Annotated in this window: 8 protein-coding genes; 6 read left to right on the top strand and 2 right to left on the bottom strand. The window is 35.5% G+C overall.

What is annotated here, in order from left to right:
- Nucleotides 1-138: 138 nt before the first annotated feature.
- Both CHB81_RS26970 and CHB81_RS26965 read right to left on the bottom strand, forming a co-directional pair.
- The gene (locus CHB81_RS26970; protein ID WP_176427567.1) at nt 139-531 is read right to left on the bottom strand and encodes a hypothetical protein; all 393 of its coding nucleotides are present in this window, start codon (nt 529-531) and stop codon (nt 139-141) included.
- 84 nt (nt 532-615) lie between these two features.
- The gene (locus CHB81_RS26965) at nt 616-990 is read right to left on the bottom strand and encodes a glycoside hydrolase family 9 protein (protein ID WP_176427570.1); all 375 of its coding nucleotides are present in this window, start codon (nt 988-990) and stop codon (nt 616-618) included.
- A gap of 879 nt (nt 991-1,869) precedes the next feature.
- Between CHB81_RS26965 and CHB81_RS21910 the strand changes: the two genes are divergently transcribed.
- The 6 genes from CHB81_RS21910 to CHB81_RS21880 all read left to right on the top strand — a co-directional run bounded on the left by CHB81_RS21910 (nt 1,870) and on the right by CHB81_RS21880 (nt 19,630).
- Nucleotides 1,870-4,674, top strand: coding sequence for a T9SS sorting signal type C domain-containing protein (locus CHB81_RS21910; protein WP_089353966.1), 2,805 nt, complete (start codon nt 1,870-1,872; stop codon nt 4,672-4,674).
- A gap of 361 nt (nt 4,675-5,035) precedes the next feature.
- Nucleotides 5,036-5,908, top strand: coding sequence for a fatty acid desaturase (locus tag CHB81_RS21900; RefSeq protein ID WP_254921234.1), 873 nt, complete (start codon nt 5,036-5,038; stop codon nt 5,906-5,908).
- A gap of 277 nt (nt 5,909-6,185) precedes the next feature.
- Nucleotides 6,186-6,887, top strand: coding sequence for an outer membrane beta-barrel protein (locus CHB81_RS21895; protein WP_089353964.1), 702 nt, complete (start codon nt 6,186-6,188; stop codon nt 6,885-6,887).
- 14 nt (nt 6,888-6,901) lie between these two features.
- Nucleotides 6,902-7,633, top strand: a complete 732-nt coding sequence (locus CHB81_RS21890) for an outer membrane beta-barrel protein (RefSeq protein WP_089353976.1) — start codon at nt 6,902-6,904, stop codon at nt 7,631-7,633.
- A gap of 31 nt (nt 7,634-7,664) precedes the next feature.
- On the top strand, nt 7,665-9,632 hold the full coding sequence (locus CHB81_RS21885; protein WP_089353963.1) for a T9SS type A sorting domain-containing protein: 1,968 nt from the start codon (nt 7,665-7,667) through the stop codon (nt 9,630-9,632).
- 179 nt (nt 9,633-9,811) lie between these two features.
- Complete coding sequence (locus CHB81_RS21880; protein WP_089353962.1) at nt 9,812-19,630, top strand: SpvB/TcaC N-terminal domain-containing protein; 9,819 nt, start codon at nt 9,812-9,814, stop codon at nt 19,628-19,630.
- Nucleotide 19,631 lies beyond the last annotated feature (1 nt).

The raw sequence follows: 19,631 nt of genomic DNA, 5'->3' as shown, positions 1-19,631 counted from the left end.
CTTAATTTTGATTCTCTATGCTCTTTAGGTATAGAATTAATTTCTTTTAAATACAGATGCAGAGTTTCGTCTTCCTTTTTATAAGAAGTAAGTTCAAAGTAATCTACTATTATCTCAGGCAATAATAACTTAAGAAGGTCAATAAAAGAATCTTGCATTAGGGGGAATTTTAAAATACAAATATCTAGGTTTTAATATTTCCCCACAACAATATGTCTTGATCCCAAATGTTGGAATATAATCTACAAACCGTATTCCTCCCATAAAGTCAGAAAACCATTGCCACATCGGGTAACCGTCCATATTATTTTGAAGGAGATGCATGTAGGCTCTTTTTGCACCATCTAGATATTGTTTGGATGTAAATTCTCCATTCTTATCCCATTGCGAAATTCGGGCAAGAGCAGCAATTGCCATTCCGCCACCTTCTCTAAAAGCACTTTGGTATTCGTTTGTAGTTACGCTATTTGCTTTAAGACCAACAATTCTTCTGGCAGATGGATCTTTACCAAAATAGCTAAAAACAATCATATAAAAATAATCTTCGCCAGAGAGACATCGCATTAAGTAATCAGCTCCCCAGAGCGCCTCATTGTTTAGAGAATCTTTTATTTTTCATTCTTTTAATTCTTTCGAAATTGTCTCTGATGTATTAACAAGTGACCATGTAACCAAAGGTATTTGCTGAGGCGATACAAAATTGGCATAAGCCAAATGCGAAAAATATTTACTTACGTCGCCAAAAGCATCGCACCATCCGCCATGAACATCTACTTTTTTTGTACTGCCATACAGCAGCATATTTTTATCGGTATTAAGTTCTTCGGGAGTATTAGCTCTTTGCTTGTTATAGTAATGGACAATTGATGAAATTTTTGAACCCTTGGTATCAAAACCAATCTGATTTACATAAATAATAGGCTTGCTATAAGCAATAAAAGAAAAAAGCAGTAGTGCCAGATATACTGATTGTCTAGAGAGCTTTAGCATGGTTTGGTTTTTTGGATAGGATGACTTAGTTTTTAGTTTTTTACAAAAGGCAAATTACAAAAAAGTAAAACTTTACGTTTCTTTTATTTTTTTTCTCTTTCTTTTTGTAAATAGAATAGGTTGAGTTTTTTACGAACATGATCTCAATTATTATCAGAGAAAATTAGCTTTTTTGACTTTCTTGAGAAATCAAGTTGATGTGTATTTGATAAGCTTTTTTTAGAGTATTTGTAATTTAAGTTTACCCCATAAGGTGTCAATGTTTTCTGGGATCAGAGTATTATTTGCTCAAAAACTTCAATTTTTGCCAGAAGGCCAGCTTGTTTGTGTTTGTTACTAAAATAAAGAAAAAGCATCTTTATTTTACAAAATAGCTTCTTTTAAGAACTAATTAGAATGTAGTAGAATGATTTTCAACATGTTTATTTATAGATAATAAGAAGTTTCTTTGGAACGAAACACGATTTGTAACTTTTGTAAGGGAGTTTTTTAGGTAAAGTAAAAATAAATGTACTTTTTTCTTTCTTAAAAATAAATACTATAAGATAAAACTGATATTAGTCAAGAGGTAATTGTTAATTGTAAGTTATTGGTATTTAGTTTGTTAAATGTTTGAGAAGAATTATCTTTTTTCAGATTAAGTGCGTGATAATATGCGGAATCGGTTTGTTATTTTTCAGATTTTTTTTGTTAATTTCATAAACGCATAAATGTAATTTATTGTTTTTCAGTATTTTATGTTTTTTTTATTTGTTATTATTTCTGCTTTGAAAAAAAATCTTGTTGATTGCCCTTAATTAAGGATTACTTTTTTTTACTACACGCCTTATAATTACTACTAAGAATTAATTAATTATTTAATCATTAAAAGTTATTATTATGAGACTAAAATTATCTTTATTACTCGTTTTTATTATTACGTTTTCATGGTCACAGACCACGAAAACATTTACCACGAATGGAATACTTGCTATTCCCGCTGGTGTAGCTAGTATTAATGCCCAGGCTTGGGGTGGTGGTGGATCTGGCGGAGGAGCCAGTGGCTCAGGAATTCTTTTAGGAAGAGGTGCTGCTGGTGGAGGTGGAGGTGCTTATGTTAGTGCGACATTGTCCGTTGCTTCAGGGCAGGTTATAAATGTCGAAGTTGCAGGTCAAACACCCGGAACTTCAGGAAGCAATGGAACTCATGGAGGTTTTTCGACTATTACAGGATTTGAATCTTCATTTTTAGCTGCCGGAGGTTCTGGCGGAGGAGCAAATAATGATGGAGGTACCCCACTTGGTGGTAATGGAGGTTCAGTTTCCAGCTCTGCCGGAACAGTTAAGTTAGCTGGCTTTAATGGTGTTCAGGGTAATACGTGGTCACTTTTATCGTTGTTGCTTACTTCAGGTGCTGGTGGTGCCGGTGCAAATTTAGGTGGTGCAGGTGGTGCAGCTGTTGGAAGTCTTATTTTGGGTAATGCACCTGGAAATGCCGGATCAGCACCTGGCGGAGGTGGTAGTGGTGCCATAAATTCGGCGCTGGGTACTGCTCAGGTTGGTGGAGCAGGTGGAGCAGGACGGGTCATTATTTCGTATACTTGTCCTACTTATAATATTACTGGTGCAACAGCGTCAAATGTTTGTATATCAGGTGGTTCTAATGAGTCTTTTGTGACAGTAGCGTCAAGTGCTGCAGCATTACCGGCAGGTGGTTATACGGTTACTTATAACAGAAGTAATCCTAATGCTACAGGACTAACAGCAAATATGAATGTTACTACAACAGGAACCGGTACATTTACAGCAACAGGATTTACTGCTGTAGGTAATAGTATTATACAAATTACTAATATTACTTCTCAGTCCTGTTCATCTAATATTACTTCTAATAATACAGCTACAGTAATTATTTCTCCGGCAACGGTTGGTGGAGTTGTAAGTGGCGGAACGACTATTAATGCAGGAAACACAAGTGGCTTATTGACTTTATCCGGACATACAGGATCAGTTGTTAAATGGCAGTCATCTGTTAGCCCTTTTACGACTTGGGTTGATATAGTCAATACTAATGCAACCTATACTTCTGGAGTATTAAATGAAACTACGCAATTTAGAGCCGTTGTAAAGAGTGGTACCTGTATGGGTGTAAATTCTGAGCCAACAACAGTAATAGTAACAACAATACCATCAATACAGCTTGCAGAATTTGCTAGTGATGTTTGTTCGGATGGTAGTGCAACAACTACATCATTATCGTACAAAGGAACAACTGGAAATCCGTTTTCATACAGTATTGTCTGGAATTCCTCTCCAGTAAATAGCTTTGCAGCTGTTACTGATGCTGCATTGCCGGCTAGTCCGATCACTATTAATGTTCCTGAAGAAACTGCAGAGGGAACTTATACAGGAACATTGACTGTAAAAAATGCGGGGGGTAATAGTATAGGAAAAACTTTTGAAGTTACTGTACGTAAAACTCCTTACATTAGTACAACGGGAACAATTACTCCTATTACTGCAAATACCAATTCACAGTTTGCTTCATTATTTTATTCCGGCACTTCAGGTAGTCTTTTTCTTTATAGTATTGATTGGGATTCAGCGGCAAATGCGGCTTTATTGACAGATCAGGTTGAATCTGCATCTTATTTTCAAACAGAAGGAGGCTCATTAGATACAATTGTAATACCTGCAAATGTTCCAGCAGGAATTTATAATGGCACTCTGTACCTTTCTAATCTTACGGGTACATGCACTTCAAGTCAATCAGTATTAATATTAATAAACGAACCCGAACCTCCAACGATAGAGCTGGCTGATTATGCAGAAAATGTTTGTTATAATGGCAGTGCAACAACGACATCATTATCTTACCAGGGAACAACAGGAGATCCGGTTACATACAGCATAGCTTGGAATATTTATACAGAAACAGGTTATCTGGAAGATGTTACAGATGCAGTTTTACCATCAAGTCCTATTACAATTAATATCCCGGCAGGAATTCCGGCGGATACTTATATTGGAAAATTAAAGGTCAAAAATGCAAATGGTGATGTTAGTGCGTCGTACACTTTTAGAGTAGTTGTAAATGAAAGTTTTGATATTACAACAGAAGAATATGCTTCTCAGGTTTTCCAAAGTACTAACGATCAGAATACAAGAATATCTTATTATTTAGAACCAGGTACTCTTAGTCCTACGAGTTATTATATTGATTGGAATCCAACAGCAAATCAGGCTCTATTGGCTGATCAGCCCGATACTTCTTTCTTTTTTGATCCTAACGCAGCACTTCCGGAAATAAACACAATTTATGTTCCGGCTAATCTTTCGCCTGGAGTTTATAGTGGTACCCTATACGTTACCGATGGTATTTGTGTTGTATCTAATGAAATCGGGTTAAATGTTTTGGCAGCATCAGCATTTTCTAAAAGTATAGCAGCAACACCAGAGATAGAAAATTCTGCAAAAAACGCAATTTTGGTTACAACTTTAAACAAAGTGATTAATGTAAGTTCTTCTGATCAAAATATCAATAAGGTGTTTGTATATGACACATCAGGAAATTTAATCTATAAAAAGAATACAGTTGGAGATTCTAAATTAGTTATAGATAATTTAGGAGCAAGTAATCAGATTTTAATAGTTAAGGTGATTTTAGATGATAATAGTATCAAAACAAAAAAAGTCATTCATTAAATTAAAATCAGAATTAAAATTCAAAACCATTTGTCGAAAGATAAATGGTTTTTTATTTGGTAATGCTTTGTTTTGGTGTTGTTTAACTTTTTTTATTGAATTTGTTGTAGGAATTTCTAGCAATACCTGTTATGGAAAAATTAAAACGTCCGGTTTATAGCAAAGCCGGTACTGATGATTTTTTTAAAAGATGCGCACAGAAGTAAACGAAACTATTTTACAAAACTCATCCTTGTACCAATTCAGTATTATTAAGTCTCTGGGACTGGTAATTCTCTTCTTTTTATTTTATTCCTGTATTCTGCTGTTTGGAAATAATACTTCTTTACTATTTTTCTTTTATATTTTGTGCGGCATAACTATGATCGTACTTTTTATAAATGCTTTTCATGATGCCACCCATGGCGCACTTTTCAAAAAATCAAAACATAACGAATGGTTTATGTATATATTCGAGTTTTTTGGCGGTAATCATTGGCTTTGTATGCGCAGACATATTAACCTTCATCATGCTTATACCAACGTTCCCGACTGGGATATAGACATAAAACAGAGTGATATTATCAGAATTTTTCCAAATAATCCGTTGTTTGATTATCATAAATATCTGCATATTTACATGTGGATGATTTATCCGTTTTATAGTTTAAATTGGATTTATATCAGAGATTTTAAAGATTTTTTTGGGAAGAAAGACAACTATATAAAGAAAGTAGTAGATAAGATTCCAACAGATCAAACATATAAAATGTTTGCCTTAAAAGTGACTAATCTTTTTTATTTGCTTTTTATACCAATGATGTTGCTTCATCAGCCTTGGTATATAATTTTAGGAGGTTGGTTTGCCATGCATTTATGCGAAAGCATGCTTGGAGTTGTAGCGCTTGTGTCGACTTACGTTGATGAAGATGCTCATTTTCCGGGAACGGACGAAGACGGAAATCTCTCAGCAACATGGGTAATGCACCAAATGATTGTTACCAAAGATTTTAGTATAGACAGTAAACTGGCCAATTTTTTATACAGATGTTTTACACATCATATTGCAGATCATCTTTTTCCGGGAGTAGGTCATACTTATTATCCTTATATCACGCTAATAATACGAAGTTATGCTCAGGAATACGACCTTCCGTATACCTCTTATCGATTTTATCACGCAGTTCGCTCTCATTTTAGAATATTAAAGAATAAAGGAGTCCAGGGAAATATTATGATGACAGGGGAGATATAAAAAAGGCTGTTAAAATTTAAATTAAATATGTTCGCTCCTGTACGGTTTTTTTTATGCAGTTATCTCATATTCTATTTTTTATAAGCTATGAAAAACATTAAACAATTCTAAAAAATAAATCAGCTTGACGATATCTCAATCACTATTTTGTTAATTCTGTTGTTTTTCTTTTTTTCTTTTGAATTATATGTAATTAGTCGGCTTATTTTGCTTTTTGTCGATTTTTAAAGCAATGTTAATTGAATATTAATACATATATTCGCAAAAATTTTTGTGAATGAAAGTAATATTACACTTATTAATATTTGGTTGCTTTTTTAGTAGTGCTCTTTACGGGCAAAATGAGACTAATATTACCTATGGTTTAAAGCTTGGCGGACTGTTTTCTAAGATCAGTAATTTGCCTGAAAGTATTAAAGGACGCGATAATACTTTTGATAATAGTGTAATGGAAAGTAAAGGTGCCTACGGATTAGAAGGCGGATTTTTTTTGAATTGCAAACTTCACGATACCCGCGTTGCTATTCAGCCTGAGATTTTATTCAGACAATCAGGAGAAACAGTTAACTATCATGATGCTACAGGCAAAGAATTTGAGTTAGGCTTACATTACTCGTATTTGCAAATTGGAGCCTTGTATAAAGTATATCCATATGAAGGTTTGAATTTAGGATTTGGCGCATTCTACGGCATCAGTTTATCGGCAAATAACGTTACTTATAAATCCAATGAAGCCAACGGAATGTATGATGTTGCAACCAGACAATTCTATAAAGACGGTTTGGACGGAACAGATGATTTCTCTTTGTGTTTTGCATTAGGATATGAACTACATCAAAGTATTCATTTTGATTTACGCTATTATCTTGGTGTAAAAGATGTAGTCAAAAGTAATTCTTCTTCCTTTCAGTTTATCGAAAATCAAAACAAAAGCAGTGTTATTTGTTTCTCGTTAGGCTACAGTTTTCATCAATGGTAATTTCAATAAAAAACATGAAAAAAATTATTATACTTCTACTATTAGTAAGTACAAAATCGCTATTTGCACAAGGTGACAGAGAGATTACTTACGGACTTTTTGCAGGCGGAATTTACTCGTCAATGTCTAATTTGCCAAATGTTATAATTTCGCAGCCTATTTATGAAGGTTATACTTTAGACGAAAAAGGAAAATTTGGCGGTACAGCAGGTTTGATGATCAATTGGAAATATCCTTACGCAAAAGTTAGTATTCAAACCGAACTTTCGTATTCCGGACAAAGTACAGATTTGAATTATGAAGATATAAAAGGATTGAAGTATAAAATGACTTTTGGTTACAGTTATATCAATCTTGGGGCACAATTTAAATATTATCCTGTCGAAGGATTTTATATTGGCGCAGGTCCTTATGTGGGATTCAATATTGCGAGTGATAATATAAAATATACCTCAAATGCTCAGGAAGTATTTGGTGGTTCAGGCGCTTATTTTGAGCCGGACGCCAATGTTCAAAAAGTACTAAAAGAGTCTTTGACGGGGAAAAATTATTTCTACGGAATGTTATCTGCCGGATATGAATTTAGTTCCAATCTTTCTATTGGAGCCCGTTATACTTTAGGACTTACAGATGCTTTAGCAACCGAAGAAAATGGACATAAGTATATCGAAAACAATAACAAAATCAATAGCATTTCATTGATTATAGGCTACTCTTTTGACTTTGATGATTTAGCCAATTTCTAATCGTTGCCCATCCTTTAAAAACATAGAAAATATGTGTAAAAAGATTTTTATAATAGCTTTTTTGGGAATTTTGTTAGCAGGTAATTCCGTTTTTTCTCAAAAGAAAGTTTTACCCGGACTAGTAGAAGAACCACAATTTTGGATAAAATCCAGAAATAGTGGTGAAGCTTATTATTGGGAAAGCCTGACAAAAAAAGAAGCCAAAATATCAGGTAAAAAACAAAATGGGGCTGTTTTTAATTTCAATCCAAGTATTGTTTTTGATACGACACAAGATTCTTTGATTTTGCCATTAGGAACAGAAAGTAAAAGAAAACAGACTTTGTTTATGGTTTACAAAGTAAAAGATAGTTTGAAAGAACAATTTTTATGGACCATAAACGATCCTAAAAAAACACTTTCGGTGGCAACCAATAAACGATTAGTCGATTTAAAGAAATATTCTTATCAAACGTATCAGGAAAAAATCAAACCGCACAAAGCCAACATTCATTTTTTTCAGCAAAACGTAACAGATAGTGTTGCGAAGTTATCGTCTTTGACTATCGGACAGAAGTCGAAATTTGATAAGCTTCCGCCAGAAGAATTTAAAGGAAATATAAGTGAAATTTTGGTTTACAACAGAGTTTTAACAGGATTTGAAACCCAAAAAGTTGCCAGTTATTTAGCTATTAAATACGGTATTTCGCTTTCACAATTTGATATTAAAAATTACCTCAATAGTAAAGGTGAAACCATTTGGGATATCGAACACCATAAAGGTTTTGAATCTTCTATTACAGGAATTGGTCGTGATGATTCCAGCGGATTATTGCAGCCCAAAAGCAGTAATATGGCCGAAGAAGGACTTTTGACGATTGAACTTAAAAGTAATTCAGATAAAATTCCGGATAATTATTTTGCTTTTTGGAGTGATAACGGGAAAAATCTTTTGGTTAAAAAACAAGAACAAGGAGAACCAATTGGGATTGCAAGAGAATGGCAATTAGATTTTACAAACCCTGCTGATTTAAGTCTGGATTGGAATTTTAATCCAAATTTTATAAAAGGAACATTACCAAAAGATACGTATTACTGGTTATTGGTTGATTATTCCGGTAAAGGAACGTATGACGAAAAAGATTCTGAATATGTTCGTTTAGCAAGTACTTCAAGCAAAGAAAAACTGGTATTGACAGATTTTAATTGGGACAAACAAAAAACGGGCAAAACAAAATTTACACTAAAAGTAGCACCGGAAATGTTCAGCAGAGTCTGGATTACTGAAGCAACTTGCGGAGTAACTGGATCCGGAGAATTAAATTATACTATAGAAGGAGGTCAGGCGCCATTTACGGTTACGGTTAAAAAAGAAGGAAGTGAAACCGTAGTAAAACAATGGAACCAAGCAGCAAAAAGTACTTCTGGATTGCAGCTTTCATCAGGAACGTATGATTATATTGTGAGGGATGGAAAAGGGAATTTATATTCAGAAACTGTTTTTGTAGCAGATAAGCAAGGAACATTTCCTAATCTTAAACCGAACTATTTGTTGACAGAAGGAAATGCTTTGACTCTGGATGCAAGTGCAGGTTTACCAAATGGAAACTATGAATATCAATGGTTTTATGAAGGCGATTTTATCGATAACAATCCCAAAATACTAATAGATCAGGCAGGTAATTATGAATTAAGATTACTGAACGGTCAGGAATGTAAAACGTCAACCAAGATTGCAGTTGCAACTGATGGAAAAGAAATTACAGATTCGAGCGTGTTGATTTTATATCCAAATCCAACAATAGAAGGTCGTTTTTCTATCGCAATGCAGTTTCCTAAAAAGACAAATGCTACGATTTCTATCTATACTCCAACCGGTTCGCTAATAAAACAAAAACAACTCACGCAAGTAGAAACTTATTTGCATGAGGAGGTTATTCAAAGTGCTGCAGGAATGTATTTGGTAACGGTGAATTCTGATTTTGGAACTAAAACTTTTAAAGTTATTGTGAAAGACTAAAAGATTTAAGAATGAAGATTAACGATTTTAGATTTCAGATTAAAAAATCTATTTGATCTGCGAGAGAAACATTTAGCGCAACAAAAATCTGCGTGAAAAAATATTTAGCAGATAGTAATATAGAACATTTGAAATAATTAAAAATAAATCGATTGCGTTATAATCGATTATCATACTTTATGAAAAATAAAATAATAATACTGGTATTTTTAATAGGTTCTTTTTTGTTTGCGGCCAATTTTGGACCGTACAAAATAGCTTCTTTATTTACTCAAACTACTTCAGAAAAGGAAACAGTTATTTCAAAGACAGATTCAATTGGAATTTATAACAGCGAAAATAAAAATACAAAATCATTCAGCGCAGATATTGCCGAAGGAATTATTGGTACAAAAGACGAATTTGATATTGATGATGCTTATGATAATGTTTTTCATCTTAAAGTTGATGTTTTACCTTCAAATGAAGAACATGCTTATCTGGAATATGAATTGTACGGTTACGATCAGGCAGCTTCGATTTCGAGAAGTTTAAACAATCAGCCGAGTATTGGAGGGCAATTTTTATCCCAAAATAAAAACTGGACCAAACAATCTGAGTTGCTTTCTGAAAAGTCATTGCGAGAAGGCGATAACGTCTTATTGTTTACCGCTCCTGAAGGAATTTTGAATGGATATAAAATTAAAAATGTTCGAATTGTTTATAAATCGGCAAAACCATCATTTCATTATACATTATTAAAAACAGAAAATAAACTGTATATCAAAGGAGCCAATTTCCCTTCTGAAATTAGAAAAATGAGTATTGGCGGAATTGCTATTGATGTCAATCAACCTGAATTTGAATTGGTATTAGATGCTCAAACTATGGGGAAATCTATTTTAGTTACCAAAGAAACTTCAACGGGTATTATTGTAAATGAAAGATTAGAAACCAACCAATTTTTGAAAGTAGAGCGTTTCAGAGCAATTGAAAATGCCAAAGAACGTATTTCAAAAATTGTCGATTTTCAGATCGAAAATAAATTAGTATACAAAGACTTTCTGGCTGTTTTTCCGGTTGGAGCTTTAAAAAATAACGTATTAGTTTCCGTAAGCGGATTACGAAAAATTGATGTTGCGCCATTAAATTCTGCAATGGTAAACGTTACGGGAACAAATGCCGGTTTTAGATTATTACCACACGGAACCATTTTTGAAAAAGCCGTAACATTAGCAATTCCATTTGATAAAAAAGCAATTCCTGAAGGTTATACCGAAAAAGATATTAATGTATTTTATTTTGATGAAAATAAGAGATTGTGGCAAGAAGTAACCAAAGATTCCTTAGACATTAAACAAGGAATTATTAAGGCAAAAACAACTCATTTCACGGATTTTATTGCCGGAATTATCAAAATGCCGGAATCTCCGGAAACTTCCGGTTATACGCCAACGAGTATTAAAGATCTAAAAGCGGCAAGTCCGTTAGTTGGGATTCAGTCCATTGCTCCGCCTTCGGCAAATGGAAGAGGAACCGCAAGTACAGGATTTTCTATAGCGATACCAAGCGGAAGAGGAGGAATGCAGCCGTCGCTTAATTTGCAATATGACAGTGATGGCGGTCATAGTTGGGCAGGAATGGGTTGGGATATTTCGGCACCAACAGTAAGTATCGAAACCCGTTGGGGAGCGCCACGATATGATGCATCAAAAGAAACCGAAACGTATTCGATTGCAGGAGAACAATTAATTCCAAATTCGCATAGAGTTGACTGGATTGGACGAACTACGGACAAACAATTTTATCCGAGACGCGAAGGTGCTTTTCAGCAAATTATCCGTAAAGGATCTTCTCCCAAAGATTATTACTGGGTTGTAAAAGATAAAAGCGGAATCACAAGTTATTACGGAGGAACAGATTCCGGACTTTCGTCAGATGGAGTTTTGCAGGATGCCAACGGAAATATCGGACATTGGGGACTTTGTTTACAAGTCGATTTAAAAGGAAATTCAGTTACTTATGAGTACGATAAAAAAGACGGAGAACTCTATCTTAAAAAAGTCTATTATACCGGTTTTGGATCTGAAAAAGGAAATTATAGTGTCACTTTCGTAAAAAGTGGAGATTTAGGAGAAGCAACCCGACCAGACGTACAAATTTCGGCAAGATTAGGTTTCAGACAATTGAACGATCAATTGTTGCGAAAAATAGAAGTACGTTACAAAGATGACATGATTCGTAGTTATGAGCTGAATTATACTTTGGGAGCGTTTAAGAAAACGTTGCTTAAATCAGTTTCTGAATATGATTCTGAGTCAAAATTGTTTTATACGAATACCTTAGATTATTTCGATGATATTCGTGATTCTTCGGGAAAATATAATCCTTTTGGACCCGAACAAACCTGGAGTGTTCCAAATGATAATCTTAAAAACAGTTCGATTCCATCTTTCAGTGATGTTTTATTTTCAGGAAAGCACTCTTTAGTCAGCAGTTCTGAGGGGGCTACCGCAGGAGTAAGTTATCGTATAGGCGTTGGATTGGCGCTTAATAGCGGAAGTTTGAAAGGATTTACAGTTGGTGGTCACGGAGGAAATAATTGGGGATCCTCTGATGTTGCCGTGATCTTAGAAGATCTTGACGGAGACGGATTGCCGGATAAGGTGTTTAAAACCAAAGACGGTGTTTATTATAGAAAAAATTTATCGGCAACAGGTCAAAATTCCTTTGGAGATTTGCAAGCCCTTAATATTAGCGATGTTGGATATTCGAAATCAACTTCGTTTAATTGGGGAGTCGATTTGAATTTAAAATACGGAAACATAGGTTACGAAGAACAGCGTTCGACCAATAAAACAAAAGTCTATTTTATGGACTTTAATGGTGATGGTTTAACTGATTTTGTGCGTAACGGACAAGTATATTATAACCGATTGGAAGGCGGAATTCCAACTTTTAGAAACAGCAGTACGGGAACTCCGTCTCCTGTTTTTGGAGGAGGAAATGTAACGATTCCGGGATTTACAACTATTTCGGCAGCCGAAATAGAAAAACAAAATCCGCTGCATGATGTGGTTCGTATGTGGGAAGCTCCGGCAAAAGGAATTGTTTCTGTTTCGCATGAATATCAACTTTTAGAAGAAACTACGCCAGAAAGAATAAAAGCTCGTGCCGAATATGTAAATAATGCCGGTACTGATAAAGCAGATGGTGTTCGTTTGTATTTTCAAAAAGGAAACCAGTTGATTTGGGATGAAACCATTGGAGCAACTGATTATTCGGTGAAAACCAAACAAAATAATACAGTTTCTGTCGAAAAAGGAGAACGATTGTATTTCAGGGTCAGTTCATTAAAAGATGGAAATTTTGATACCGTAAATTGGGATCCGGTTATTACATATTCGCAGGTAAAACAATATGACAGAGATATTAACGGAAATTTGGTTAATAGTGATTTTATGATTGCTTCTACTTTAAAAGACGTAAATACATATTCATTGTCTAAATATCAGGCAAGTACAGATTTCTTTAGCAGTTCTCCTGCCGGAAAAGTAGTTCCTGTTGCCGGAAATGTTTTATTGAAAGGAATTTTAAATAAACCCGTTACTTCAGATCATATCAAATTGATGATTACCAAATATTATCTGGATGGTACGAATGCTCCTGTAGTTTTATTCGAGAAAACTTTTCTGGCAAATGATGTTGCAACTTTCGATTTGTCAACTGTAAGTTTACCGGCATTCGAAGCCGAAACACAAATAACTTTAGCATTAGAAACGGAAACGAATATCAACTGGCAAACCATTTCTTTTGCACCAACAGTTACTGTACCGGTAATTTCAGGAGGAACTCTGGAAGAAGTTCCTATGGAAGTTTCTCATTTATTATACAATAAAAGAGAGGGGAATTATGCTATTCCGGGAGTAACTACGACAGTAAACGGAAAAGTAAAATTAAATATATTGCCTCTGGATTTAGTTCTGGCTCCGCCTTTCCCGGCGGGAACTGTAAATACATATAACGGTGATGTTATTTTATCGGCGAAGCAAAATAATGTTTTGTTAGCACGTAAACGATATAAATTGACAACCGGAACATTGACAGAAGTTATCAATGCTTTTGATAATGCCGTTGATTATCCATTGGCAGTTGCTGGGATTCCAATTCAGTTGGAGGTAACAGTTTCTAATCCGTTATCTATAAATATTCTTAGAAATTATCCAAAGGTAAATGCTTTGAATATTCAGGTTCAGGTAACCGATTTAAAAGATATTGCAGATCTTACAGATGATGTTGTATCAAATAACACGACCAATGATTTTGCTATTTACAGCCTTTTAAATCCTGACGAAAGAACGTTAGGATTGTATCAGCACAATTGGGGCGGATTTGTTATTAACGGAAATCTGGCTTCAGATACTATAGATCAAACATTGCTAAAACAATCAGATGCTTACAACACAGAACCTGATTTGAATAATACAGATCCCGAAAATTATAACGGAAAAGGATATGAGGTTGCCAATAGTTATTTTGTTTCGCTAAATCCATCTTATGCAAGAGCAAAATGGGAAGGTCTGGAAGAAGGAATTTATATAAAAGGGCAAACAATAGGAACTTCGCGATTAGGAGAAGATGATATTGCCGATTATACTGATTTTTCTTTGCCAACCTTAACAGGAGGAAGCACTTCGGCGCTTGATATGATTAACGAAAGCAAGAGTAAAAGTATTTCTGCCGGAGTTTCTGCAGGGGGGCAGGCAAACATAGGTTACAGTAAATCGATTGACGGAGATTCGTACGTAACCCAAACCATGAGTGATTTTAATGGCGATAGATTTCCGGATTATATTCGTGGAGGAAACGTACAGTTAACAGCTCCTGTTGGATCTGTTTCAGACGAGGTTATCAATATTGGCGATAATTTCAGTCATTCTAAAACAAGCTCTGAAGGACCTAATTTTGGAGGAAGTTACAGCCATGGAGCGCCATCAAATTCGCTTAGTGTTACGATTGGAAAAGCGAGTGTCAAAAAAGATTCTGCAAAAGTTACCGCCTCAGACGAAGCCGAAAAAGGAGGAAACAGTATCTCTGTAAGTGCTTCTCAGGGAAAAGGCGAAGACCGCTCGACAATGTTGCACAGTGATATTAATGGTGACGGATTGCCAGATAAAATATCAGAATCAGGAGAGGTATTTCTGAACACAGGATATGGTTTTTTACCAGCCGAAAAATGGAATTTTGATAGTTTAAACAGTGGTACTTCTACAGATTGGAGTGCTGGTTTGGGATATAGCATTAAACAAGGATCAATTTCCGGAGGTGCCAATTATGCAAGATCTCAGTCTGATAGTGACGAATCTTTTATGGATATTAATGGCGACGGATTAGCTGATAAAATAAAGTATGTTGGCGATAAGATGTTGGTTTCCCTAAATCTAGGAGGTTCTTTTGATGACGCAATTGAATATCCGAGATTCGCAGAAATGAACCAAAACAAAGGCGTAAGTTATGGCTTTAATGCCAATGTCTCGATAGATATTAGTATTTGGTTGTTGCGTATTACACCAACTATTGGAGGAAGTAAAGGATGGAGTACCAACCGTTCTGAAGGGACTTTTACCGATATTGACGGAGACGGAAACCTGGATTATATTATTTCTAAAGATGACGGACATCTTACAGCACAGCTTTCAAATATTAGAAGAACCAATAAATTAAAAAGCGTTACCAATGCCGCAGGAAATAGTTATACGGTAGATTATGAATTATTAAAACCAAGCTACGAAAATCCTTCTGCAAAATGGGTGCTGCAATCTGTAGATATTTTTGACGGACATGTGGGTGACGGAATTGATCATTCGATTGCAAAATTCAGATATGAAGATGGATTTCACGACCGTCGTGAAAGAGAATTTTATGGTTTTGGAAAAGTAATTCAGGAACAAATTGACGCGGCAGATAATTCGGTTTTTTCGACAACCGTTCAGGAGTTTTACAATCAGGATTATTTCCGTAAAAATCTTTTGAAACACAGTTATACAAAAGATAAAAACGACAAAATGCGTCAGGAATCAGAAAACGAATATAGTTTTATTGATGTTGATACGCAGTCAAGCGTTCCTGTATCTGACTTGAATTTACCGATATGTGATGCCAAACGTATTTTTGTGGGATTAATTCATGCCAATCAAAAAGTATACGAAGGCGGAAGCGATTATCTGGAAACCAATACTTTTAATACCTATGATGCTAATGGAAACATTACGCAATATGAAGATTTAGGAAACGGAACCGCCGATGATAAAGTAACGGCTAAAATTAGTTATTACGAAAGTACAACGCCCTATTATGGAGGAATTCCGAAACAATTGGAAGTTTACACAACGAATGGTTTACGACGTAAAAGAGCCACTTCTATAGATGCAACAACAGCCGAAGTTACCCAAATAAAGAATTATAGCGCGGCTGATAAAATTGCACTTACGGATATTGAATATGATACTTACGGAAACCTGCAAAAAATAACGGGACCTGACAATTACAAAGCGCAGCGAATGACATTAGAATATACGTATGACACAGACAATCATCAGTATATGACGGCAATAAAAGATGCATTTGGGTATCAGAATAAAATGGAATACGATTATCGTTTTGGCGTTGTATTGAAAACTACGGATCGAAATGATCAGAGTAATATCATTACATTGGATGCAAAAGGACGTCCGGCAACTATAACAGGACCTTATGAAATTGCTTCAGGAAAACCGTATACGATTGCGTATGAATATTTTCCGGAAGCCAAAGTTCCGTATGCAAAAACCAAAAATTACGATCCGGAATTAGACAAAGACATTGAGACTTTTACCTACACAGATGGTTTAGGAAGGGCTTTGCAGGTTAAAAAAACGGCAAGTTTATTTATACTAGCCGGAAGTCCGGATCAGGAAGCTCAAATTGTTTCAGGGAAAGTTATTTATGATGGTTTAGGACGACAAACAACCAGTTATTATCCAACTACGACAACAACTGTAGATAATGATTTTAGTACTGCATTATCAACAGTAACACCTACCAAAACCGAGTATGATGAAGTTGGACGTGCTGTAAAAGTAACTTTGCCAGACGGAAGCAGTAATACAACCGCTTTCGCATTAGAAGATTATGATGGAGTTCTGGCATTGCATACTACACAGACAGATGCTTTAAATAAAACGAGTGAAACTTACACAGATGCAACAGGTCAGAATATGGCAAGTAAACAAAATGATTTGCTTACAAAGTTTGAAACCAATGCATTAGGCGAAACCATAAAAGTGACTGATGCGATGGATCATATTACCAAAAGCAGTTATGACTGGTTGGGTCGACGCATAGAGTTTACACATCCTGATGCAGGAACCACAACCTTACAATATGATTTGGCAGGTAATTTGACGTCACGCATTACACAGGATATTAAAAATACAGTACCAAATGACGGAGCAATACAATACGAGTATAATTTTAATAGACTAGAGTCTATAAAATACCCTAAAAACCCGCAAAATAATGTACAATACAATTATGGCAAAGCCGATGGAACTGCAGCACGAAGAGGAAGACTTTGGTTTGTGCAGGATGCGAGCGGTGGACAGGAATTTTTCTACGGAAAACTAGGCGAAGTCGAAAAAGAGATTCGTACGCTTCGTATTACGCCAACAGATGTACAGACTTACATTTCGCAATTCGAATACGATACCTGGAACAGAATACAGAAAATGACTTATCCTGATGGAGAAGTGGTAGATTATACCTATAACCGAGCAGGAAATCTGCAAAGTATGCAAGGCAAGAAAGAAAGCCATACTTATGATTATATCAAACAATTGAGTTATGACGAATTCGAACAGCGCAAGTATTTAAAGTATGGTAACGGAACCGAAACCAATTATACTTATGATGATGTGTTGCGCAGATTGCAGCAATTGCAGGTAAAAAGCGGTGCAAGACAAGTCATGAATAACAGTTATAGTTATGATTTGGTTGGAAATGTTTTAGGAATTAAAAACACCGCTCCAGTCGTAAACAATACTTTGGGCGGAACCTCCAATCATGAATACCAATACGATGATTTTTACCGATTAAAATCGGCAAAAGCGACTTATCAGGGAGAGTTTACCAAGGCAAGTTATGAGCTGAATATGAGCTATAATAAAATGCATAATATTACCAATAAAAATTTGGTACATACGGTAAATAATGTGCAGAAAGGATATGTTTTGGATTATAATTATGATAACGAATTGCATCCTAACGCACCCAACAAAATTACCGAAACGGGAAAACAGGAACCGAGACAATATGCATACGATGGTAACGGAAACCCAACTAGTTATACTGAAGAAAAGAGTTTCAGGAAAATGACTTGGGACGAAGAAAACCGTTTAATGGGAATCAATGACAACGGCAGAATTCACCAATATACTTATGATGCAAGTGGCGAAAGAGTGATTAAAAGTTCCGGAGATTCTCAAAACGTAGCTATTAATGGCGAAACTGCGGCGACTATAGTTCATACAGATGATTATACAGGTTATGTTTCTCCGTATTTTGTAATAAGCAAAGGTAAATTCACCAAACATTATTTTGAAGGCGCGGGACGTTTAGTAAGCAAATTAGGTAACGGAACTTTTGCTCAGCCATTAGGCATCACAGCCGGAGGAGTAAATTACACCAAACTTACTGCCGAGCAACAAAAGGCTTTAGATGCTTACGTAAAAAGTTTAGGTTTGCCTCCGGGTCCGCCAACACAGCAAGGGATTTATGGTACGCCTGAGTTTACAGGTGATCCTTACCCAAGCGGAGTTCTAAAACCGGTTGAGGAAAATCAGGAACCACCGGAAGGATGGCCACGTAACCCAATTTTTAATGCTCCGGGAGATGTTCCGGGACCACCAGTACAATTTGGACCTCCAATAGAACCTACAACGGTAAAAGCAGGAGAAGGTTTTACAGGAATTGGCATGCCGGAAAATGATATTTTTTATTTTCATCCCGATCATTTAGGAAGTACTTCGTATATTACCAGTCGAAATGGAAGTATAAGCCAGCATGTTGAATACATCGCATATGGAGAAGTTTTGTTTGAAGAGCATAGTTCTTCTTTTTCTAGCCCATATTTGTTTAATGGGAAGGAATTGGATAGGGAGACGAATTTGTCTTATTTTGGGGCAAGATATTATGACGCTAAGACAAGTGTTTGGCTGAACGTTGACCCGATGGCAGATCATCCTAATCAGATAGATAAATCTGCATATAGTGCATTTTGGGGTAATCCAATTACATATACTGATCCAGATGGTAAATGTCCTAAATGTGAAGATGAAATTTATTTAGAATTAGCAAATCATGCCTATGAAGCAAAGAGAGGTGATATTTCTCCAAACGGATGGCAGGCAATTCGTGTTGATGAAAATAAAAAAACTGGCTATAAAGGTGTGCTTTACCAGGGGTTTAATGAAACAAATGAAAAACAATACATTTATGCTACCCAAGGAACTAATCCTGGATCTGGAGATGATTGGAAAAATAATATTCAGCAAGCAGTAATGGGTAATTCACCACAGTATAAGCAATCAGTAGAAATTGCAAAAGAATTGGCATCTAATTATGAAGGTATTTCTTTTACAGGACATTCTTTAGGAGGAGGATTAGCAAGTGCAAACGCATTGGCAACTAATGGTAAAGCTGTAACATTTAATGCTGCGGGGCTTTCGAAAAAAACAAAAACAAATTTAGGATTAGATGGAAAAAAAGCAAATATATCAGCATACGTGGTTCAGGGGGAAATAGTGAGTCATTTACAAGGGAAAATTGGATTAAGGGCAGAAGGTAGAATTACCACATTACCAGCCTCATATATAATGCAAATACCATATCTCAAAACTGATGATCAAATAAGAACAACCCAGCGTATTAGTAATCACTTGATGGGACCTGTAATGGAAAAATTTAAAGAATTAAAAAGATAAA

The sequence above is a fragment of the Flavobacterium sp. ov086 genome (assembly GCF_900187965.1).
Taxonomy (GTDB): Bacteria; Bacteroidota; Bacteroidia; order Flavobacteriales; family Flavobacteriaceae; genus Flavobacterium.
Note: the sequence above shows the minus strand (reverse complement) of the source record. Positions and strands in the feature narration are given on the sequence as shown.